General features: G+C 70.0%; 17 protein-coding genes. 12 read left to right on the top strand and 5 right to left on the bottom strand.

The window, feature by feature from the left end:
* The first annotated feature begins 106 nt into the window (after positions 1 to 106).
* Entirely contained in the window at positions 107 to 3238 is a 3132-nt protein-coding gene (locus ACFWW8_RS01675) for an efflux RND transporter permease subunit (RefSeq protein WP_386522125.1), read from the top strand.
* A 93-nt stretch (positions 3239 to 3331) separates the two neighbouring features.
* On the opposite strand, the gene nadA is transcribed toward ACFWW8_RS01675, so the two are convergent.
* Complete coding sequence (gene nadA / locus ACFWW8_RS01670) at positions 3332 to 4519, bottom strand: quinolinate synthase NadA (RefSeq protein WP_386522122.1); 1188 nt, start codon at positions 4517 to 4519, stop codon at positions 3332 to 3334.
* Positions 4520 to 4820: 301 nt separating this feature from the next.
* Here nadA and ACFWW8_RS01665 point away from each other — a divergent pair, with 301 nt between their 5' ends.
* Positions 4821 to 5177, top strand: coding sequence for an iron-sulfur cluster assembly accessory protein (locus tag ACFWW8_RS01665; protein WP_267720836.1), 357 nt, complete (start codon positions 4821 to 4823; stop codon positions 5175 to 5177).
* Between the two features lie 83 nt (positions 5178 to 5260).
* On the opposite strand, the gene ACFWW8_RS01660 is transcribed toward ACFWW8_RS01665, so the two are convergent.
* Both ACFWW8_RS01660 and ACFWW8_RS01655 read right to left on the bottom strand, forming a co-directional pair.
* Positions 5261 to 6721: a hypothetical protein gene (locus ACFWW8_RS01660; protein ID WP_386522119.1), complete on the bottom strand. Its 1461-nt coding sequence runs from the start codon at positions 6719 to 6721 to the stop codon at positions 5261 to 5263.
* 82 nt (positions 6722 to 6803) lie between these two features.
* Positions 6804 to 7043 (bottom strand): hypothetical protein, encoded by a 240-nt coding sequence (locus ACFWW8_RS01655; protein WP_386522116.1) that lies wholly within the window; start codon positions 7041 to 7043, stop codon positions 6804 to 6806.
* Between the two features lie 131 nt (positions 7044 to 7174).
* On the opposite strand from ACFWW8_RS01655, the gene ACFWW8_RS01650 reads away from it, so the two are divergent.
* A complete protein-coding gene (locus tag ACFWW8_RS01650) occupies positions 7175 to 8149 on the top strand; it encodes a carbohydrate kinase family protein (RefSeq protein WP_386522114.1) in 975 nt (324 codons plus the stop codon).
* A 78-nt stretch (positions 8150 to 8227) separates the two neighbouring features.
* Here the strand turns inward: ACFWW8_RS01650 and ACFWW8_RS01645 are convergent, their stop codons facing one another.
* Positions 8228 to 9607: a cysteine desulfurase/sulfurtransferase TusA family protein gene (locus ACFWW8_RS01645; RefSeq protein ID WP_386522112.1), complete on the bottom strand. Its 1380-nt coding sequence runs from the start codon at positions 9605 to 9607 to the stop codon at positions 8228 to 8230.
* A gap of 283 nt (positions 9608 to 9890) precedes the next feature.
* On the opposite strand from ACFWW8_RS01645, the gene coxB reads away from it, so the two are divergent.
* From coxB to ACFWW8_RS01625, 4 genes are all read left to right on the top strand, one after another.
* Complete coding sequence (coxB, locus tag ACFWW8_RS01640; protein WP_386522109.1) at positions 9891 to 10916, top strand: cytochrome c oxidase subunit II; 1026 nt, start codon at positions 9891 to 9893, stop codon at positions 10914 to 10916.
* Positions 10913 to 12649: a cytochrome c oxidase subunit I gene (gene ctaD / locus ACFWW8_RS01635; RefSeq protein ID WP_383922173.1), complete on the top strand. Its 1737-nt coding sequence runs from the start codon at positions 10913 to 10915 to the stop codon at positions 12647 to 12649. The genes coxB and ctaD overlap by 4 nt, the downstream gene beginning before the upstream one ends.
* The gene (locus ACFWW8_RS01630; RefSeq protein ID WP_267720843.1) at positions 12646 to 13044 is read left to right on the top strand and encodes a cytochrome c oxidase subunit 4; all 399 of its coding nucleotides are present in this window, start codon (positions 12646 to 12648) and stop codon (positions 13042 to 13044) included. The genes ctaD and ACFWW8_RS01630 overlap by 4 nt, the downstream gene beginning before the upstream one ends.
* 123 nt (positions 13045 to 13167) lie before the next feature.
* Entirely contained in the window at positions 13168 to 14415 is a 1248-nt protein-coding gene (locus ACFWW8_RS01625; RefSeq protein ID WP_386522105.1) for an Ig-like domain-containing protein, read from the top strand.
* Between the two features lie 112 nt (positions 14416 to 14527).
* Here the strand turns inward: ACFWW8_RS01625 and ACFWW8_RS01620 are convergent, their stop codons facing one another.
* Positions 14528 to 14932, bottom strand: coding sequence for a hypothetical protein (locus ACFWW8_RS01620; RefSeq protein WP_386522102.1), 405 nt, complete (start codon positions 14930 to 14932; stop codon positions 14528 to 14530).
* A 225-nt stretch (positions 14933 to 15157) separates the two neighbouring features.
* Between ACFWW8_RS01620 and ACFWW8_RS01615 the strand changes: the two genes are divergently transcribed.
* The 5 genes from ACFWW8_RS01615 to trpD all read left to right on the top strand — a co-directional run bounded on the left by ACFWW8_RS01615 (position 15158) and on the right by trpD (position 20598).
* Positions 15158 to 15778 (top strand): heme-copper oxidase subunit III, encoded by a 621-nt coding sequence (locus tag ACFWW8_RS01615; RefSeq protein ID WP_386522100.1) that lies wholly within the window; start codon positions 15158 to 15160, stop codon positions 15776 to 15778.
* Between the two features lie 76 nt (positions 15779 to 15854).
* The gene (locus ACFWW8_RS01610; RefSeq protein WP_383922182.1) at positions 15855 to 16664 is read left to right on the top strand and encodes a c-type cytochrome; all 810 of its coding nucleotides are present in this window, start codon (positions 15855 to 15857) and stop codon (positions 16662 to 16664) included.
* Complete coding sequence (locus tag ACFWW8_RS01605; protein WP_386522098.1) at positions 16661 to 17719, top strand: Rieske 2Fe-2S domain-containing protein; 1059 nt, start codon at positions 16661 to 16663, stop codon at positions 17717 to 17719. Before ACFWW8_RS01610 ends, ACFWW8_RS01605 begins: the two co-directional genes overlap by 4 nt.
* Positions 17716 to 19371, top strand: coding sequence for a cytochrome bc complex cytochrome b subunit (locus ACFWW8_RS01600; protein ID WP_386522096.1), 1656 nt, complete (start codon positions 17716 to 17718; stop codon positions 19369 to 19371). The genes ACFWW8_RS01605 and ACFWW8_RS01600 overlap by 4 nt, the downstream gene beginning before the upstream one ends.
* Before the next feature lie 162 nt (positions 19372 to 19533).
* Positions 19534 to 20598 carry an anthranilate phosphoribosyltransferase gene (gene trpD / locus ACFWW8_RS01595; protein ID WP_386522094.1) on the top strand — a complete coding sequence of 355 codons (1065 nt, stop codon included), beginning with the start codon at positions 19534 to 19536 and terminating at the stop codon, positions 20596 to 20598.
* Positions 20599 to 20625: the final 27 nt, after the last annotated feature.

Below are 20625 nucleotides of genomic sequence, written 5' to 3'. Positions count from 1 at the left end.
CGCGGTATGCCGCACATAAGGACGGCACCTGCGAGCGACGCAGCCCGCTCCGGGCATGGGAAAGGCTGGGGGGCCACGCCTCCACCACTGCAGAGAGATCCCATCCATGTCCTGGCTGTCCCGCTTCAGCCTCGCCCAAAGGCCGCTGATCGGCCTCGTGTCGCTCGTTGCGCTCCTCTTCGGCGCCATAGCCGTCCCGCAGCTCAAGCAGCAGCTGCTGCCGTCCATCGAACTGCCGATGGTGTCCGTGCTCGCGCCGTACCAGGGCGCCTCGCCCGACGTGGTGGAGAAGCAGGTCGTCGAACCGATCGAGGCCATGCTGGGGGGCGTCGACGGCATCACCGGCATCACGTCCACCGCCAGCGAGGGCAACGCCCTCGTCATGGCCACCTTCGACTACGGCGACAGCGGCACCAAGCAACTGGTCGCCGACGTCCAGCAGGCCGTCAACCGGGCCCGCGTCCGGCTGCCCGCCGAGGTGGACCCGCAGGTGGTCGCCGGTTCCACCGACGACATCCCGACCGTCATCCTCGCCGTCACCTCCGGCAAGGACCAGCAGGCGCTCGCCGACCAGCTGGAGGGCTCCGTCGTCCCCGTCCTGTCGGACATCGAGGGCGTCGGCCAGGTCACCGTGGACGGGGTCCAGGACCTCCAGGTCACCGTCACCCCCGACGACGCCAGGCTCGCCGCCGCGGGCCTCGACGGCGCCGCCCTCGCCCAGGGCCTCCAGGCGGGCGGCGCGGCCGTCCCCGCCGGCTCCTTCGACGAGCAGGGCAAGAACCGCACCGTGCGCGTCGGCTCCGGCTACACCTCCCTCGCCCAGCTGGAGGACCTGCGCCTCAGCCCCGGCCCGGGCAGGCCCGCCGTCCGCCTCGCCGACGTGGCCACGGTGAGACAGGAGCCCGCCAAGGCCGTCTCGATCACCCGTACCAACGGCAAGCCCAGCCTCGCCCTCGTCCTCACCATGGACAAGGACGGCAGCGCCGTCGCCATCTCGGACGCCGTCAAGGACAAGCTGCCCGAGCTGCGCTCCACCCTCGGGGCCGGAGCCGAGCTGACCGTCGTCAGCGACCAGGGCCCGGCCGTCGCCAAGTCGATCTCCAGTCTCACCACCGAGGGCCTGCTCGGCCTGCTCTTCGCGGTGATCGTGATCCTGGTCTTCCTGGCCTCCGTGCGCTCGACGCTGGTCACCGCGGTCTCCATCCCGCTCTCCGTCGTCCTCGCGCTCATCGTGCTGTGGACCCGCGACCTGTCGCTCAACATGCTCACCCTGGGCGCCCTCACCATCGCCATCGGCCGGGTCGTCGACGACTCGATCGTGGTCCTGGAGAACATCAAGCGCCACCTCGGCTACGGCGAGGAGCGCGAGGCCGCCATCCTCACCGCGGTGAAGGAGGTGGCCGGCGCGGTCACCTCCTCCACGCTCACCACCGTCGCCGTCTTCCTGCCGATCGGCCTGGTCGGCGGCATGATCGGCGAGCTGTTCGGCTCCTTCTCGCTCACCGTGACCGCGGCCCTGCTGGCCTCGCTGGTCGTCTCCCTCACCGTCGTGCCGGTGCTCTCGTACTGGTTCCTCAGCGCGCCGAAGGGCGTGACGGCCGGGGACGCGGAGAGCGCCGCCAAGGCCCGCCGCGAGGCGGAGGAGAAGGAGGCGCGCAGCCGCCTCCAGCGGTTCTACGTACGCGTCCTGGGCTTCGCCACCCGGCGGCGGCTCACCAGCGTGGCCATCGCGGTGGTCGTGCTCGTCGCCACCTTCGGGATGACCCCCCTGCTGAAGACCAACTTCTTCGACCAGGGCGAGCAGGACGTCCTGACGATCAAGCAGGAGCTGCCCCCGGGCACCTCGCTGGCCGCCTCCGACGAGGCGAGCCGCACGGTGGAGAGGGCCCTGGCCTCGGTCAAGGGCGTCAAGAGCCACCAGGTCACCGTCGGCTCCTCCGGCTTCCTCGCCGCCTTCGGCGGCGGCACCGGCTCCAACCAGGCGTCCTTCCAAGTCTCCCTGAAGGACGCCGGCGACGCGGACGCCGTGAAGAAGGACATCGAGGGCGCGCTCGCCGCGCTCGACGGCATCGGCGAGACCAGGATCACGGCGGGCGACGGCTTCGGCAGCCAGAACCTCAGCGTGGTCGTCAAGGCGGGCGACGGCGAGGTCCTCGCCAAGGCCGCCGAGCAGGTCCGCGCGGAGGTGGCCACCCTCAAGGACGTCACCGACGTGCAGAGCGACCTGTCCCAGTCCGTCCCCCGGATCTCGGTGACGGCCACCGCGAAGGCCGCCGACGCGGGCCTGAACCAGGCCGCGCTGGGCGCGATCGTCGCGCAGGCCGTCCGGGGCAACCCCGCGGGCAAGGCCGTACTGGACGACACCGAGCGGGACATCGTCATCAAGTCCGCGGTACCGGCCGCCACCCTGGCCGAACTCCAGGCGCTCCCGGTCGGACCGGTCCGGCTCGGCGACGTCGCCGAGGTCAAGGTGGTCCCCGGTCCGGTCGCCATGACCCGGATCGACGGCGCCCGCGCCGCCACCGTCACCGCCAAGCCGACCGGCGACAACACGGGCGCGGTCAGCACCGAGCTCCAGGCCAAGCTCAAGGCCCTGGACCTGCCCGACGGCGCCACGGCGTCCATCGGCGGCGTCTCCGAGGACCAGGACGACGCGTTCGCCTCGCTCGGCCTGGCCATGTTCGCGGCCATCGCGATCGTGTTCATGCTGCTGGTCGCGACCTTCCGGTCGCTGATCCAGCCGCTGATCCTGCTGGTCTCCATCCCGTTCGCGGCCACCGGGGCGCTGGGCCTGCTGATCGTCACCGGCACCCCCATGGGCGTCCCGGCGATGATCGGCATGCTGATGCTCATCGGCATCGTGGTGACGAACGCGATCGTCCTGATCGACCTGGTCAACCAGTACCGCGCCCAGGGGCTGGGCGTCGTCGAGGCGGTCGTCGAGGGAGGGCGTCACCGCCTGCGCCCGATCCTGATGACGGCCCTCGCGACGATCTTCGCCCTGCTCCCGATGGCGCTCGGCGTCACCGGCGAGGGCGGCTTCATCTCGCAGCCGCTCGCGGTCGTGGTGATCGGCGGCCTGGTCAGCTCGACCCTGCTGACGCTGCTCCTGGTGCCGACGCTCTACACGATGGTCGAGCTCCGCAAGGAGCGCCGTGCCGCCAGGCGCGCCGAGCGCCGCGCGGCCAGGCCGACGGTGGTCCCCCCGGCCCGGGAGGAGTCTCCGGCCGACGCCTGACCGGCGGAAGGGGCGGCCCCGCAGCATCGCTGCGGGGCCGCCCCTTCGTCGTGCGCGGTCCGGCCCGCGGGCCGGACTCCGTACCGCTCCGTCCTACGCGAGCGCGAGCATCCGCTCCAGGGCGAGCTTCGCGAAGCTCTCCGTCTCCTTGTCGACCTGGATCCGGTTCACGAGGTTGCCCTCGGCCAGGGACTCCAGGGTCCACACGAGGTGGGGGAGGTCGATGCGGTTCATCGTCGAGCAGAAGCAGACCGTCTTGTCGAGGAAGACGACTTCCTTGTCCTCGGCGGCGAAACGGTTCGCCAGGCGCCGGACCAGGTTCAGCTCGGTGCCGATGGCCCACTTGGAGCCGGCCGGGGCCGCCTCCAGCGCCTTGATGATGTACTCCGTCGAGCCGACCTGGTCCGCGGCCGCCACGACCTCGTGCTTGCACTCGGGGTGGACCAGGACGTTCACGCCGGGGATGCGGGCGCGCACGTCGTTGACCGAGTCGACCGAGAACCGGCCGTGGACCGAGCAGTGCCCGCGCCACAGGATCATCTTGGCGTCGCGGAGCTGCTCGACGGTCAGGCCGCCGTTCGGCTTGTGCGGGTTGTAGAGCACGCAGTCGTCCAGGGACATGCCCATGTCGCGGACGGCCGTGTTGCGCCCCAGGTGCTGGTCCGGGAGGAAGAGGACCTTCTCGCCCTGCTCGAAGGCCCAGTCCAGGGCCTTCTTCGCGTTGGACGAGGTGCAGATCGTGCCGCCGTGCTTGCCGGTGAAGGCCTTGATGTCGGCGGAGGAGTTCATGTACGAGACGGGGACCGTGTGCTCGGCCACGCCCGCCTCGGTCAGCACGTCCCAGCACTCCGCGACCTGCTCGGCGGTGGCCATGTCGGCCATCGAGCAGCCGGCGGCCAGGTCGGGCAGGACCACCTTCTGGTCGTCCGAGGTCAGGATGTCCGCCGACTCGGCCATGAAGTGGACGCCGCAGAAGACGATGTACTCGGCCTCGGGCCGGGCGGCCGCGTCCTTGGCGAGCTTGAAGGAGTCACCGGTGACGTCGGCGAACTCGATGACCTCGTCACGCTGGTAGTGGTGGCCGAGGATGAAGACCTTGTCCCCGAGCTTCTCCTTGGCCGCGCGGGCGCGCGCCACGAGGTTCGGGTCCGACGGAGAGGGCAGGTCACCGGGGCATTCCACCCCGCGCTCGCTCCTGGGGTCGGCTTCGCGGCCGAGCAGCAGCAGGGCAAGCGGCGTCGGCTGGACGTCCAAAGGCTGGGCGGTGGTCACGACACGCACCCTTTCTGTTCTGCGACGAAGGACTGCGGGACTTCCGGAGGCATCGCTTCGACTTCTCGTCTATTTGACGTTATCTATGATAGCCGCTTCATGTCAGTTTGACGATGCCGATAGTGTCAATGTGACGAATTAGCCCGCGGCTCCGCGGACCCCGCCTCCGCGCCCGGTGTGCGAGCATGAATGTCTGAGACAAGCGTCGGGTCCGGAATGAATCCGCGACCCCGCTCGTTGCCACCGACGGCAAGAGTCCGACGTTTCCCTGCCTGAGGCGGGGAGCCGCCCACTTCGGGAGTGAATGCAGATGTCCGTACAGGACGACAAGACCACCGTGAGCGACGGCATCCTCCTGTCCGACGCCGCCGCCGAAAAGGTCAGGACCCTCCTGGGCCAGGAAGGCCGCGAGGACCTGGCGCTGCGCGTCGCCGTCCAGCCCGGCGGCTGCTCCGGCCTCCGCTACCAGCTCTTCTTCGACGAGCGCTCGCTCGACGGCGACGTGGTCAAGGACTTCGACGGAGTGAAGGTCGTCACCGACCGGATGAGCTCCCCGTACCTGCACGGCGCCTCCATCGACTTCGTCGACACGATCGAGAAGCAGGGCTTCACGATCGACAACCCGAACGCCACCGGCTCCTGCGCCTGCGGCGACTCGTTCAGCTAGGCCTGGACGCCCCCGCATACGACGAGGGCCCGCCACCGGTCACACCGACCGGTGGCGGGCCCTCGTCGCGTACCGCGGCGGCCCTACTGGCGGGGCAGCGGCTTGCCCGTCGTCGCGTCGAGCACCTTCCGGTCACCCAGCGGCTGCTGGAGCGCGGCCGTCAGTGCCATCTCCTGCGCGACCATGATGCAGGCCTGGCCCGGCTTGGTCGGCGTGTCCGTGATCTTCACCAGGACCGAACCGGCCTGCTCCCGCGCTTCCACGGCGTACGTGCTGCACGGGCTGCCCCAGAAGTTCACGGTCAGCTTCCGGTCCGCCTCCGCGTACGAGAACCCGGGCACCGTCCGCCCGTCCTTCGGGCCCGGCGCGCTCTCCGCGGCGGCCGCCGGCTCCGTCACCGTGCGGCCGGGGCCGCCGTCCTTGCCCGCCACCTCGAAGTGCCAGGCCGGGACCAGGCCCCGCACGCCGTCCACGGTCCCGGGGGCCAGCCCGAGCACCGCACCCTTGACCGTCTCCGTGCGCGGCGGCTTCGCGGGCCGCGGCTCCGGCTTGCACGGCAGCGTGTCCGTGGCCCCCGCCGCGCTGTCCGGCCGGAGCGGTACGGCGGTCGCACAGGCGCTCGGCGCCGGGCCGAAGCCGTCCGAACCGCCCGACCGCGCGTTCAGCCGGGCCAGCGCCTCCACGGCGCCCGTCACCGGCTGCTCGGACGCCCGTACGGGAGCCTTCAGCTCACCGCTGCCCGACACCACCGTGCCGTCGCCGCCCACGCCCACCCGCGTGGACCAGCCCTGCGTCGGCAGGCCGCCGACCACCGGGTCCGCGGCGACCACCCGCACCGAACCCTGCGTCAGGCGCGCGTCCGGCTTCGCCCCCGCCTGACCCGCGGCGGCCAGCACCGGAGCCGCGGCGGCCTTGGCCGCCTCCTCCGGGACGGGCTGCCCGGAAGCCCCGGCGCCGGCCTCGGCGCCGCTCCCGCCGGCCCCGGGGAGGGTGGCGGGGCCGCACGTGTCCCTGCCGCGCACGCAGTCGTCCCCGACGCCGCTGCCGGAGCCCGGGTCCCGGCCCTGGAAGCGGGAGAAGTTCCACGTACCCGGAGCCGTACGGGTCACCGTGAGCCGGGGCCCGGAGCCGTCCGCGGCCTCCCCGGCCAGCCAGGAGTCACCCGTCAGCCGCGGGGCGCCGGTGATGCCGAGGGCCACCGCGAGGCGGGACACCTCCTCGGCCGTCACCTCGCCGGACGCGGCGAACGCCGGCGCCGTCGCCGGGGCCTCCGGGAGCTTCACGTCCGCCCGGTAGACCACCCCGCCGCCGGACGGGTCGGGCTCACCGGGCGCGATGCCCGGACCCGAGGGGGCCCCGGCCTCGCGGGGCGCGGAGGCCGCCGCGTCGCCCGTACGGCCGCCCGCGGTGCCGTCGCCGTGGGCGGTGGACGCCCAGTACGCCGTACCGCCGCCCGCGAGCAGGACGGCGGCCGCGATCGAGCCGATGGCCCAGGCCGGCCGCCGTCGTGTGCCGCGTGATGTGTCGGGTTCTTCGCTGGTCACCGCATCGCTCCTTCACCTGTCCGTCGTACTGATACGGGTGTGACGGAACAGACGCGGAAGCGGTTCCCCCGCCTCCGGGTGCCTACTGGTCCCCGTACGCCGCCGTGGAGGCGATCAGGCGGGCCGAGGACGTCGGGACGCTGATCCCGTGCAGCTCCGAGGGCTCCACCCGGACCGGCCGAGGGCCCGCCGGAACCGCCCAGTGCGGCGCCATCCGGGCGCAGTCGCCCAGCAGTCCGGCGAAACCGGGCTGCCGCGAACCTTCCGCGCCGCGCGCGTCGGCGGTGTACTCGGGGGAGGCGAAACCGTCGGTGTAGGTCATGAGGGCACCGTAGGCACCACGCCTCTCGTGAAGAAAGAGCTACTACGGGGTAGTTTCGACTGGTCGGCCCAGCGCCCCCGACCGGGTAGTTTTGGCTGTCCCTTGCCGTCCTCCGCAGGAGCGTCCACGCCGTGCGCATCGCAGTCACCGGCTCCATCGCCACTGACCACCTCATGACCTTCCCCGGCCGTTTCGCCGACCAGCTGGTCGCGGACCAGCTGCACACGGTCTCCCTCTCCTTCCTCGTCGACAACCTCGACGTCCGGCGGGGCGGTGTCGGCCCGAACATCTGCTTCGGCATGGGACAGCTCGGCAGCCGCCCGGTCCTGGTCGGCGCCGCCGGCTACGACTTCGACGAGTACCGGGCCTGGCTGGACCGGCACGGCGTCGACACCGAGTCCGTCCGCATCTCCGAGGTGCTGCACACCGCGCGCTTCGTGTGCACCACGGACGCCGACCACAACCAGATCGGCTCCTTCTACACGGGCGCGATGAGCGAGGCCCGCCTGATCGAGCTGAAGGCCGTCGCCGACCGCGTGGGCGGCCTCGACCTCGTCCTGATCGGCGCGGACGACCCCGAGGCGATGCTGCGCCACACCGAGGAGTGCCGGACGCGTGGGATCCCGTTCGCCGCCGACTTCTCGCAGCAGATCGCCCGCATGGACGGCGACAACATCCGCACCCTCATGGAGGGCGCGACCTTCCTCTTCTCCAACGAGTACGAGAAGGGCCTCATCGAGTCGAAGTCGGGCTGGACCGCCGACGAGATCCTCGCCAAGGTCGGCACCCGCGTCACCACCCTCGGCTCCAACGGCGTGCGCATCGAGCGCGCCGGCGAGGACCCGATCGTGGTCGGCTGCCCGGAGGAGAACGCCAAGGTCGACCCGACGGGCGTCGGCGACGCGTTCCGCGCCGGCTTCCTGACCGGGCTCGGCTGGGGCGTCGGCCTGGAGCGGGCCGCCCAGGTCGGCTGCATGCTGGCGACGCTGGTCATCGAGACCCTCGGCACCCAGGAGTACACCCTGGCCCGGGCGCACTTCATGGAGCGCTTCACCAAGGCCTACGGCGACGAGGCCGCCGCCGAGGTCCGGGCGCACCTGGCCTAGGCCGTCGGCACCACCGGCGTACCCGACCGGACCCCGCCGCGGGAGCGCGGCGGGGTCCGGCCGCGTCCGGTGCCGGGATCAGACCAGGCGCCGGACCGTGTACGCCACGCCCGCGGGGCGCTCCGCCTCGCCCAGGTAGGCGTGCCCCCGCATCCCGCACCACGCCGGGATGTCCAGCCGGGCCACCTCGTCGTCCGACAGCACCGTCACGGTCCCGCCCACCGGAACCGTGCCGATGGCCCGCGCCAGCTCGATCACCGGCTGGGGGCACCGCAGCCCGAGCGCGTCGAGCTCCACGGAGTCCGCCACCGGAGCCGCCGCCGGGGTCTCGCGCACGCCCAGCTTCTCCCGTACGCCCGCCACCGCGCCCGGCAGCACCTCCAGGAAGCCGTTGACCTCCTCGGCCGTGGTCCCCCGGGGCAGGGACACCCGTACGTTGCCCTCCGACAGCACCCCCATCGCCCGCAGCACGTGACTGGGGGTCAGCGTGGAGCTGGTGCACGAGGAGCCCGAGGAGACCGAGTAGCCGGCCCGGTCCAGCTCGTGCAGCAGGCTCTCGCCGTCGACGTACAGGCAGGAGAACGTGACCAGGTGGGGGAGCCGGCGGTCCGCGTCGCCGACCACCTCCACGTCCGGCACCAGCCGCACCACCCGCCGCCGGAGGCGGTCGACCAGCACCCGCAGCCGGGCGGCCTCCGCCTCGGCCTCCGCCCGCACCGCCCGCAGCGACGCCGCCGCCGCCACGATCGCGGGGAGGTTGGCGAAGCCGGGGGACCGGCCCGACTCCCGCTCGTCCGCGGGGTGTTGCGGGGAGAACCGGACCCCCTTGCGCACGGCCAGCAGCCCGACCCCCGGCGGGCCGCCCCACTTGTGCGCGCTGGCCGCGAGCACCGACCAGGCGCCCTCCACCGGCCCCCAGCCCAGCGACTGCGCCGCGTCCACGAGCAGCGGCACCCCGGCCGCCGCACACACCCCGGCCACCTCGGCCACCGGCTGGACCGTGCCGACCTCGTGGTTGGCCGACTGGAGACAGGCCAGCGCGGTGGAGGCGCCCAGCGCCTCGCGGTAGCCCGCCGCCGTCACCGCACCCAGCCGGTCCACCGGGACCTCGGTGACGGAGCCGCCCGCCGCCTCGTGCGCCGCCGCCGCGTGGAGTACAGAACTGTGTTCGACCGCCGACACGACCAGGTGGCCCCCGACGCGCCGGCGGCCCGCGAGGACCCCGGCGACGCCGGTGTGAACCGCGTGCGTCCCCGAAGGAGTGAACACGAGCTCGTCCGCCCGGCACCCCACGGCCTCCGCCGCCGCCTCCCGCGCCGCGTCGAGCAGCAGCGCGGCGCGCCTGCCCTCCCGGTACAGCCGGGCCGGATCGGCCCAGCCCTCGTCCAGGGAGGCCTGCAGCGCCTGCCGGGCCACGGGGTGCAGGGGGGCGGCGGACGCGCTGTCGAAGTACGGCATCCGGCCACGCTAACCGGAGGGCGGGGGGCGCCGAGGTCAGGGGCCGTCAGATGCCGTCCGCAGGCGCCCCCTCAGGGCCATTCGCACCGTCCCCCGGACGGCGGAACCACCCCTTCGGGGTCAGTAGCGGCGCGTTGGGCACCCTCCCCGCGCGACCCCAAATAGCGTCCAGTAGGGTTTGGTCCGCATAAACATCCAAACCCCTGCCTGCGTCAGGGCCGGCGACCGACCCGAACACGGCCGCGGCCGGCCGCGCGGGCCGAGACTCTCGGGAAGGCGCTACGTGAGTCCCTACGGCTCCGACCGCTCGCCGCGGCGCCCGATGCGGCGGAAGCTGCTGCAGGCGCTGACTGCGGGCGTGGTCCTGGCGACCGCCACTGGTTGCTCGTATACATGGAAAGACTTCCCCCGCCTCGGAATGCCGACTCCGGTAACCGAGGAGGCACCGCGCATCCTCTCCCTGTGGCAGGGATCCTGGGCGGCCGCGCTCATCACGGGCGTCCTGGTGTGGGGCCTGATCATCTGGAGCGTCATCTTCCACCGGCGCAGCCGGACGAAGATCGAGGTCCCGGCGCAGACCCGGTACAACATGCCCATCGAGGCGCTGTACACCGTGGTCCCGCTGATCATCGTCTCCGTGCTCTTCTACTTCACCGCGCGTGACGAGTCGAAGCTGCTCGCCCTCACCCCGAAGCCGGCGCACACGATCAACGTGGTCGGCTTCCAGTGGAGCTGGGGCTTCAACTACGTCGAGAACGTGGACGGCGACGCGAACACCCCCAAGCCGAGGGCGCTGCCCAGGGCCGAGGGTGCGAACGAGTCCGAGCCGCAGACGATGACGCAGGTCCCCAAGGAGCTCGACTCCATCCCGGACCGCTTCACCAAGGACTTCCCGGCCGGCGCCGAGGGCGTCTACCAGAAGGGTGTCCCCGGCGACCGCAACCCGCAGACGGGGAACCCGGGGCCGACCCTCTTCCTGCCCAAGGGCGAGAAGGTCCGCTTCATCCTGTCGTCCAACGACGTCATCCACTCCTTCTGGGTGGTCCCCTTCCTGTTCAAGCAGGACGTCATTCCGGGCCACACCAACGTCTTCGAGGTCACCCCGACCCAAGAAGGCACCTTCATGGGCAAGTGTGCCGAGCTCTGCGGCGTCGACCACTCCCGGATGCTCTTCAACGTCAAGGTGGTCTCGCCCGAGAAGTACCGGGCGCACCTGAAGGAGCTTGCGGAGAAGGGGCAGACCGGTTTCCTCCCGGCCGGCATCAAGCAGACCGACCCGGCCCGGAACGCGGAGACGAATAAACTGTGAGCATCCTCAACGAATCCCAGGGTGCCGCCGCAGCTGACTCGTACGAGAACGAGCTGCCGGTACGGCGCAAGCAGCCGGGCAACGTGGTCATCAAGTGGCTCACCACCACCGACCACAAGACCATCGGCACGATGTACCTGGTCACGTCGTTCGTGTTCTTCATCATCGGCGGGATCATGGCGCTCGTCATGCGCGCCGAGCTGGCCCGTCCGGGCACGCAGATCATGTCGAACGAACAGTTCAACCAGGCGTTCACGATGCACGGCACGATCATGCTGCTGATGTTCGCGACGCCGCTGTTCGCCGGATTCGCGAACTGGATCATGCCGCTGCAGATCGGTGCGCCCGACGTGGCGTTCCCGCGGCTGAACATGTTCGCGTACTGGCTGTACCTCTTCGGCTCGACCATCGCGGTGGCCGGCTTCGCGACGCCGAACGGCGCCGCCGACTTCGGCTGGTTCGCCTACTCCCCGCTGTCGGACGCCGTCCGCTCGCCGGGCATCGGCGCCGACATGTGGATCATGGGTCTGGCCTTCTCGGGCTTCGGCACGATCCTCGGCTCGGTCAACTTCATCACCACGATCATCTGCATGCGCGCGCCCGGCATGACGATGTTCCGCATGCCGATCTTCACCTGGAACGTCCTGCTGACCGGTGTCCTGGTCCTGCTGGCCTTCCCGGTGCTCGCCGCCGCGCTCTTCGCGCTGGAGGCGGACCGCAAGTTCGGTGCGCACGTCTTCGACGCGGCCAACGGCGGCGCCCTGCTGTGGCAACACCTCTTCTGGTTCTTCGGACACCCAGAGGTGTACATCATCGCGCTGCCGTTCTTCGGCATCATCTCCGAGGTCATCCCGGTCTTCTCCCGCAAGCCGATGTTCGGCTACATCGGTCTGATCGGTGCGACGATCGCGATCGCCGGCCTCTCGGTGACCGTGTGGGCCCACCACATGTACGTCACCGGCGGTGTGCTGCTGCCGTTCTTCTCCTTCATGACCTTCCTGATCGCGGTACCGACCGGTGTGAAGTTCTTCAACTGGATCGGCACGATGTGGAAGGGCTCGCTGTCCTTCGAGACACCGATGCTCTGGGCCGTCGGCTTCCTGATCACCTTCACCTTCGGTGGTCTGACCGGCGTCATCCTGGCCTCGCCCCCGATGGACTTCCACGTCTCCGACTCGTACTTCGTCGTCGCGCACTTCCACTACGTCATCTTCGGCACCGTGGTCTTCGCGATGTTCTCCGGCTTCCACTTCTGGTGGCCGAAGTTCACGGGCAAGATGCTGGACGAGCGCCTCGGCAAGATCACCTTCTGGACGCTGTTCGTGGGCTTCCACGGCACCTTCCTGGTGCAGCACTGGCTCGGCACCGAGGGCATGGCGCGTCGTTACGCGGACTACCTCGACGCCGACGGCTTCACCGCGCTGAACACGATCTCCACGATCAGCTCGTTCCTGCTCGGCCTGTCGATGCTGCCCTTCATGTACAACGTCTGGAAGACGGCGAAGTACGGGAAGAAGATCGAGGTCGACGACCCCTGGGGCTACGGCCGTTCGCTGGAGTGGGCCACGTCCTGCCCGCCCCCGCGGCACAACTTCCTCACCCTGCCGCGGATCCGTTCCGAGTCCCCGGCGTTCGACCTGCACCACCCGGAAATCGCGGCCCTCGACCACCTCGAGGACCACCACGGCGTCGGTGCCGCTGCCGTCACCGGTGGCAAGGAGGCCGGCAAGTGAAGATCCAGGGCAAGATGTTCCTCTGGCTCTCCTTCTTCATCCTGATCATGGCCGTCGTGTACGGCGTGTGGTCGAAGGAGCCCGTAGGCACCACCGCGCTCTTCCTGGCCTTCGGCCTGAGCGTGATGATCGGCTACTACCTGGCCTTCACGGCCAAGCGCGTCGACGAGATGGCCCAGGACAACCTGGAGGCCGACGTCGCCGACGAGGCCGGCGAGCTGGGGTTCTTCGCCCCGCACAGCTGGCAGCCGCTCTCGCTGGCCATCGGTGGCGCGCTGGCCTTCTGCGGCGTCATCTTCGGCTGGTGGCTCATGTACTTCTCGGCACCGGTCATCCTGATCGGCCTGTGGGGCTGGGTGTACGAGTACTACCGCGGTGAGAACCAGAACCAGTAGCAGCACCCTCGCGACGGCGTCGTGAGGCACCTGGGGCCCGGACACCTCTTCTGAGGGGTCCGGGCCCCTCGTTTGCAGTCACCCCGCGCGCCGTAATTGTCATATCTTCATAGCGTTAGCTCCATGAACCACTCACCGCGTCTTTGGACGGTAGTCGGCTGCTCCCTGCTGGTCGCGTCCCTCGGGGCCGGGGCCACCGCGTGCGGGTCGGGCGGCGACGATCCGCTGTCCGCCCGCCCGTACGACGCGGGCGACCAGATCGCCTTCAACCAGGCCCCCGGCGGCCGCCCCGTGGACCCCGACAAACCCCTCGAGGTCACCGCGAAGGCGGGTGAGGGGCGGATCACCGACGTGACGGTCGTCGACACCCACGGCCGCCGCCTGGCGGGCGAGCTGTCCGCCAAGGGGGACCGCTGGCACAACACCGTCCCGATGGCCGCCGGCGTCCGCTACACGGTCACCGTGAGCACCGAGAACGCCAAGGGCGCTCCGGGGCAGCGCACGGCCGCTTTCGAGACCACCCCGGCCAAAGGCGTCCTCACGGTGGAATTCGGCCCGGAGGAGGGCAAGTACGGCGTCGGGCAGCCCCTCACGGCCGAGCTCAGCGAACCCGTCAAGGACAAGGCCGCCCGCGCCGTCGTCGAGCGGGGCCTCGCGGTCGACGTACCCTCCGGCGTCGAGGGCGCCTGGCACTGGGTCGACGACAAGAAGCTCCACTACCGGCCGAAGGAGTACTGGCCCGCCAACTCGACCGTCTCCGTACGGAGCAACCTGGAGGGCGTCAGGATCTCCGACCACCTCTACGGGGCCGCGGCGAAGCCGCTGAAGCTGGAGATCGGCGACCGGGTCGAGGTCACCACCGACGCCTCCTCGCACTACCTCACGTTCCGGCGCAACGGAGAAGTGATCAACAGCATTCCGGTCACCACCGGCAAGCCCGGCTTCTCCACCCGCAACGGGGTGAAGGTGGTGCTCGGCAAGCAGTACTTCGTCCAGATGCGCGGGGACACCGTCGGCATCGGCGGCAGCGAGTACTACAACCTGCCCGTCTACTACGCCACGCGCGTCACCTGGAGTGGTGAATACGTCCACGCCGCGCCGTGGTCCGTCGGGTCCCAGGGCTACGCGAACGTCAGCCACGGGTGCACGGGCATGAGCACCGGCAACGCCGCCTGGTTCTACGAGAACATCACCGAGGGCGACATCGTCAAGGTGATCAACAGCATCGGCGACGACATGGACATCTTCGGCAACGGCTTCGGCGACTGGAACATGGACTGGAAGGACTGGCGCCAGGGCAGCGCGCTCCTGAAGGACACCCAGGAGGGCCGCTCCCCGGTCGACCAGACCCGCCTGCGGCCGACCGTCTAGGCCCCCCGGGCCCCCGACCGGCTCACCCGCACGTGTGGACCCCGGACCCGACAGGGCCGCGGATTCCCACGGACGGGTGAGCCGCAGGCCTGCCCGCGGCGGTTGACCTCAGTCAGGCGGCGGACGAGGCCAGCCGGGCCCGCAGCAGGCCCGCCAGGGAGTCCGCGAACGCGACCGGATCAACCGGAAGGGTCACCGCGGCGTCCGCGCGACTCCAGGTGGCCAGCCAGGCGTCCTGGGGGCGCCCCATGAGCAGCAGCACCGGGGGACACCGGAAGATCTCGTCCTTGATCTGCCGGCACACGCCCATGCCGCCGGCCGGAACCGCCTCGCCGTCCAGCACGCACACGTCGATGCCGCCCGCGTCCAGCGCCGACAGGACCGCCGGAAGCGTCGCGCACTCCAGGAACTCGACCGGCGGCAGGTCCGCGGCCGGCCTGCGCCCCGCTGCCAGCCGCACCTGCTCCCGGGTGCCCGAGTTGTCGCTGTAGACCAGAACCCGCGCAGTCGCCCGCATTTCGTTCCTCCACGTGTCACGTGAATCACGTTCATGTTCATGGGGTATCCCCGGCGGAGCCAGGGGAACGGATGCTACTCCTCCCGATGCGCTGTCAACATCGGTTCGCACAGGCTGGCGAGCGGCGTCCGGAGGGTGATCTGATGGGCCGTTCGGGCCTTGCACACCCCCCGGACACTCCGAACGGCACCCCCCGGGGTGAGGGCGGGATAAGCGACCGACATAATGTCGGTCGTGGCGACAGCAACGACAGTAGATACCGGGCACGCGCACCCGACGGTCAACAGGCCGAACCTCGTCAGCGTCGGAACCATCATCTGGTTGAGTTCCGAGCTGATGTTCTTCGCGGCCCTCTTCGCGATGTACTTCACCCTGCGATCCGTGACAGGCGCCGAGTACTGGACAGAGCAGGCTTCGGCCTTGAATCTGCCCTTCTCGGCGACGAACACGACGATCCTGGTGCTTTCCTCGCTCACCTGCCAGCTCGGCGTATTCGCAGCCGAGCGCGGTGACGTGAAGAAGCTCCGGACGTGGTTCATCATCACGTTCGTCATGGGTGCGATCTTCATTGGCGGCCAGGTGTTCGAGTACACCGAGCTGGTCATGCACGAGGGCATGAGCCTCTCGTCCGGTCCGTACGGCTCGGTCTTCTACCTGACCACCGGCTTCCACGGGCTGCACGTGACGGGCGGTCTCATCGCCTTCCTGCTGGTCCTCGGCCGGACGTACGCGGCCAAGAGGTTCACCCACGAACAGGCCACGTCGGCCATCGTCGTGTCCTACTACTGGCACTTCGTCGATGTCGTCTGGATCGGCCTCTTCGCCACGATCTACCTGATCAAGTAGCGAGAACGTCACCGGGCGCGACCCGGCACTCCATCCAGACACACCGACGCAGAAGATCCTGACACCGGGGTAATCCGTGAAAAAGCTCTCCGCACGACGACGCCATCCGCTGGCGGCGGTTGTCGTTCTACTCTTCGCGCTGGCGGCCACCGGGGGGCTGTACGCCGCCTTCGCCCCCGCGGGCAAGGCGCAGGCCGATGAAACCGCCCAGTCCCTCGCCATCGAGGAGGGCAAGAAGCTCTACGCCGTCGGCTGCGCAAGCTGCCACGGAACCGGCGGTCAGGGTTCCTCTGACGGCCCGAGCCTGGTCGGCGTCGGCTCCGCAGCCGTCGACTTCCAGGTGAGCACGGGCCGCATGCCCGCGCAGCAGCCCGGCGCCCAGGTGCCGAAGAAGCCCGCGATCTACTCCCAGGAGCAGATCGACCAGCTGGCCGCGTACATCGCGTCCCTCGGTGCCGGCCCCATCACGCCGACCGGCAAGCAGTACGACCCGGCGGGCGCCGACATCGCCAACGGTGGTGTGCTCTTCCGCAACAACTGCGCGCAGTGCCACAACTTCACCGGCGAGGGCGGCGCGCTGACGAACGGCAAGTACGCCCCGAACCTCGAGGACGTCTCGCCGAAGCACATCTACGAGGCCATGCTCACCGGCCCGCAGAACATGCCCTCCTTCCCGGACAGCACCATGCCGGAGAAGCAGAAGAAGGACATCATCGCGTACCTCCAGAACGTGAACGGCGACAAGTCGACGAACCCCGGCGGGCTCAAGCTCGGTGGCCTCGGCCCCGTCTCCGAGGGTCTGTTCGGCTGGATCTTCGGTCTGGGTGCGCTGATCGCTGTCGCCGTCTGGGTCGCGGCCCACACCGCTAAGGCCAAGAAGTCATGAGTAGCCAAGAGATTCCCGAAGAGAAGCACCTGCCGAGCGAGCAGGGCGACGTGCACCACGGTGGCGTCGCGGTCGCGGACGACCCGTTCGCCGACCCGGGCCTTCCGGTCCACAAGCCCCGTATCCAGGACATCGACGAGCGGGCGGCGAGGCGCTCCGAGCGCACCGTCGCGTTCCTGTTCACGCTCTCGATGCTGGCCACGATCGGCTTCATCGCGTCCTACGTGATCTTCCCGGTAGACAAGATCGTCTACATCTTCCCCATCGGGAAGGTGAGCGCGCTCAACTTCTCCCTGGGCATGACGCTGGGCACGGCGCTCTTCTGCATCGGCGCGGGCGCGGTCCACTGGGCCCGCACCCTGATGTCCGACGTCGAGGTCGCCGCCGAGCGCCACGAGATCGCGGCTCCGCCGGAGGTCAAGGCGCAGGTCCTGCAGGACTTCGCCGACGGCGCCCGCGAGTCCGGCATCGGCCGCCGCCCGCTGATCCGCAACACGATGATCGGCGCGCTGGCCATGCTGCCGCTCTCCGCCCTCGTGATCATGCGCGACCTGGGGCCCCTGCCCGAGGACAAGCTGCGCAAGACCATCTGGGCCAAGGGCAAGCTGCTGATCAACGACAACACGGACGAGCCGCTGCGTCCCGAGGACGTCCTGGTCGGTTCGCTGACGTTCGCCCGGCCGGAAGGCCTGGACGAGCACGCGCACGACTTCCAGACGCAGATCGCCAAGGCCGCCCTGATGATCGTCCGCATCCAGCCGGACGACATCAAGGACAAGCAGGAGCTGGAGTGGTCCCACGACGGGATCGTGGCCTACTCCAAGATCTGCACCCACGTCGGCTGCCCGATCAGCCTGTACGAGCAGCAGACGCACCACGTGCTCTGCCCGTGCCACCAGTCCACCTTCGACCTCTCCGACGGCGCCCGTGTCATCTTCGGCCCGGCCGGTCACGCGCTTCCGCAGCTGCGGATCGGCGTGAATGACGAAGGCTTCCTCGAAGCGCTCGGCGACTTCGAAGAGCCCGTCGGTCCTGCCTTCTGGGAGCGCGGATGAGCACTGCCACTACGAATTCATCACCCGCGGGCGCGGCGGGCAAGCCGGGGCGCAAAGCCCCGGCCGGCGAGCGCGTGGCCGACTGGGCGGACGGCCGCCTGGGCATCTACGGCCTCGCCAAGGCCAACATGCGCAAGATCTTCCCGGACCACTGGTCCTTCATGCTGGGTGAGATCTGCCTCTACAGCTTCATCATCATCATCCTCACGGGTGTGTACCTGACGCTGTTCTTCCACCCGAGCATGAACGAAGTCGAGTACCACGGCTCGTACGTGCCGATGCAGGGCGTCCTGATGTCCGAGGCCTTCGCCTCGACGCTGGACATCAGCTTCGACGTCCGCGGTGGCCTGCTGATCCGCCAGATCCACCACTGGGCCGCGCTGATCTTCGTCGCGGCGATGCTCGTGCACATGATGCGCGTGTTCTTCACCGGCGCGTTCCGCAAGCCGCGCGAGGTCAACTGGGTCTTCGGCTTCCTGCTGCTGGTCCTCGGCATGTTCACCGGGTTCACCGGCTACTCGCTGCCGGACGACCTGCTGTCGGGTACCGGTGTCCGCTTCATGCAGGGCGCCATCCTGTCCGTCCCGGTCGTCGGCACGTACCTGTCGATGTTCCTGTTCGGCGGGGAGTTCCCGGGCGGCGACTTCGTCGCGCGGTTCTACTCGGTGCACATCCTGCTGCTGCCCGGCATCATGATGGGCCTGCTGGTGGCCCACCTGATCCTGGTCTTCTACCACAAGCACACCCAGTTCGCGGGCCCCGGCAAGACGAACAACAACGTCGTGGGCATGCCGCTGCTGCCCGTCTACATGGCGAAGGCCGGAGGCTTCTTCTTCCTGGTCTTCGGTGTGATCGCGGCCATCTCGGGCATCGCGTCGATCAACCCGATCTGGGCGCTCGGCCCGTACCGCCCGGACCACGTGTCCACCGGTGCGCAGCCGGACTGGTACATGGGCTTCTCCGAGGGGCTGATCCGTGCCATGCCGGGCTGGGAGGTCAACCTGTGGGGCCACACGCTCGTCCTGGGCGTGTTCATCCCGCTGGTGATCTTCCCCCTGGTGCTGGCCGCGATCGCGGTGTACCCGTTCATCGAGTCCTGGGTCACCAAGGACGACCGCGAGCACCACATCCTGGACCGCCCGCGCAACGTCCCGACCCGTACGGCCTTCGGTGTCGCCTGGCTCACGTGGTACGTGATCCTGCTGATCGCCGGTGGAAACGACATGTTCGCGCAGTACTTCCACCTGTCGATCAACTCGATCACCTGGTTCGCGCGGATCGGCTTCTTCGTCGGACCGGTCATCGCCTTCGTGATCACCAAGCGCATCTGCCTCGGCCTCCAGCGCCGGGACCGCGACAAGGTGCTGCACGGTCGCGAGACCGGCATCATCAAGCGGCTCCCGCACGGTGAGTTCGTCGAGATCCACGAGCCGCTCTCGCAGGGTCAGCTGCACAAGCTCACCTCGCACACGCAGTACAAGCCGGCCGAGATCGGCCCGACGGTCGACGAGAACGGTGTCCAGCGCAAGGTGGGTGCCCTGGAGAAGCTGCGCGTCAAGCTCAGCAAGGGGTACTACGCCGAGGACAGCCAGATTCCGAAGCCCACGGTGGAGGAGTACAAGGAGATCCAGAGCGGCCACGGCCACCACTGATTCCCCGTACCACGTTGTGAGGGACTGATTTCGGTCAGTCCTGGTGTCGCCACGGTGAGAGCCCCGTCCATTGTCCGGACGGGGCTCTTTGCCGTAACCGGGGCTGGATAGGCTGGAGCCCTTCCGATCGACGTGGAATCCCACCAGCAGCAGGAGCGGACCATGAACGTGGTGACCCCGGCAGGCGGCGACAGCGCGGCGGCCCGTGGCTGGCCGGGCGTTCTCGACGCCCTGCTGACCGGCCAGGACCTGCGCGCCGACGACACCGCCTGGGCCATGGACCGGATCATGCGCGGCGAGGCCACCGACGCCCAGATCGCCGGCTTCGCCGTCGCGCTGCGGGCGAAGGGCGAGACGGTCGCCGAGATCACCGGCCTCGTGCGGACCATGTACGAGCACGCCAACCTGATCGAGGTGCCGGGCCGGACGGTCGACATCGTCGGCACCGGCGGCGACGGGGCGAAGACCGTGAACATCTCGACGATGTCGGCGATCGTGGTGGCCGGAACGGGCGCCAAGGTGGTCAAGCACGGGAACCGGGCCGCGTCCTCCGCGAGCGGCTCCTCGGACGTCCTGGAGAAGCTCGGCGTCAACCTCGACCTCACCCCGGCCCGGGTGGCGGAGGTCGCGGAGCAGGCCGGCATCACCTTCTGCTTCGCGGTGAAGTTCCACCCGGCGCTGCGGCACGTGGCGGCCGCCCGCAAGGAGCTGGGCATCCGCACCACCTTCAACTTCCTCGGCCCGCTGACCAACCCGGCCAGGGTCCGGGCGCAGGCCACGGGCGTCGCCGACGCCCGCATGGCGCCGATCGTCGCCGGCGTCCTGGCCGAACGCGGCTCGTCCGCCCTGGTCTTCCGCGGCGACGACGGCCTCGACGAGCTGACCACGACCGCGACCTCGCGCGTCTGGTGGGTCCGTGACGGGAAGGTCGCCGAGCAGGCGTTCGACCCGCGCGACGTGGGCATCGACCTGGTGGACGTGTCCGCGCTGCGCGGCGAGGACGCCTCGTACAACGCGGACGTCGCCCGCCGCCTGCTGGCGGGCGAGCCGGGCCCGGTGCGCGACGCGGTCCTGCTGAACGCGGCGGCCGCCCTGGTGGCCCTCGACCCGGGGACGGGACCGCTGGAGGAGCAGATCCGGGCCGGCATCGCCCGTGCGGCGGAGGGTGTCGACTCGGGCGCGGCCCGGGCGGCCCTGGAGCGCTGGGTGGCGGCGAGCAACGCGTAGCGGGCGGGAACCTCCCCGTCCGGTTGA

Source organism: Streptomyces sp. NPDC058701 (assembly GCF_042715295.1).
Lineage (GTDB): Bacteria > Actinomycetota > Actinomycetes > Streptomycetales > Streptomycetaceae > Streptomyces.
Note: the sequence above shows the minus strand (reverse complement) of the source record. Positions and strands in the feature narration are given on the sequence as shown.

Excerpts from the sequence above, each read along its gene's own strand:
- ACFWW8_RS01675 (WP_386522125.1), top strand. The coding sequence starts at position 107 with ATGTCCTGGCTGTCCCGCTTCAGCCTCGCCCAAAGGCCGCTGATCGGC.
- ACFWW8_RS01665 (WP_267720836.1), top strand. The coding sequence starts at position 4,821 with ATGTCCGTACAGGACGACAAGACCACCGTGAGCGACGGCATCCTCCTG.
- ACFWW8_RS01655 (WP_386522116.1), bottom strand. The coding sequence starts at position 7,043 with ATGACCTACACCGACGGTTTCGCCTCCCCCGAGTACACCGCCGACGCG.
- ACFWW8_RS01645 (WP_386522112.1), bottom strand. The coding sequence starts at position 9,607 with ATGCCGTACTTCGACAGCGCGTCCGCCGCCCCCCTGCACCCCGTGGCC.
- ACFWW8_RS01625 (WP_386522105.1), top strand. The coding sequence starts at position 13,168 with ATGAACCACTCACCGCGTCTTTGGACGGTAGTCGGCTGCTCCCTGCTG.
- ACFWW8_RS01620 (WP_386522102.1), bottom strand. The coding sequence starts at position 14,932 with ATGCGGGCGACTGCGCGGGTTCTGGTCTACAGCGACAACTCGGGCACC.
- ACFWW8_RS01615 (WP_386522100.1), top strand. The coding sequence starts at position 15,158 with ATGTCGGTCGTGGCGACAGCAACGACAGTAGATACCGGGCACGCGCAC.
- ACFWW8_RS01605 (WP_386522098.1), top strand. The coding sequence starts at position 16,661 with ATGAGTAGCCAAGAGATTCCCGAAGAGAAGCACCTGCCGAGCGAGCAG.
- ACFWW8_RS01600 (WP_386522096.1), top strand. The coding sequence starts at position 17,716 with ATGAGCACTGCCACTACGAATTCATCACCCGCGGGCGCGGCGGGCAAG.
- trpD (WP_386522094.1), top strand. The coding sequence starts at position 19,534 with ATGAACGTGGTGACCCCGGCAGGCGGCGACAGCGCGGCGGCCCGTGGC.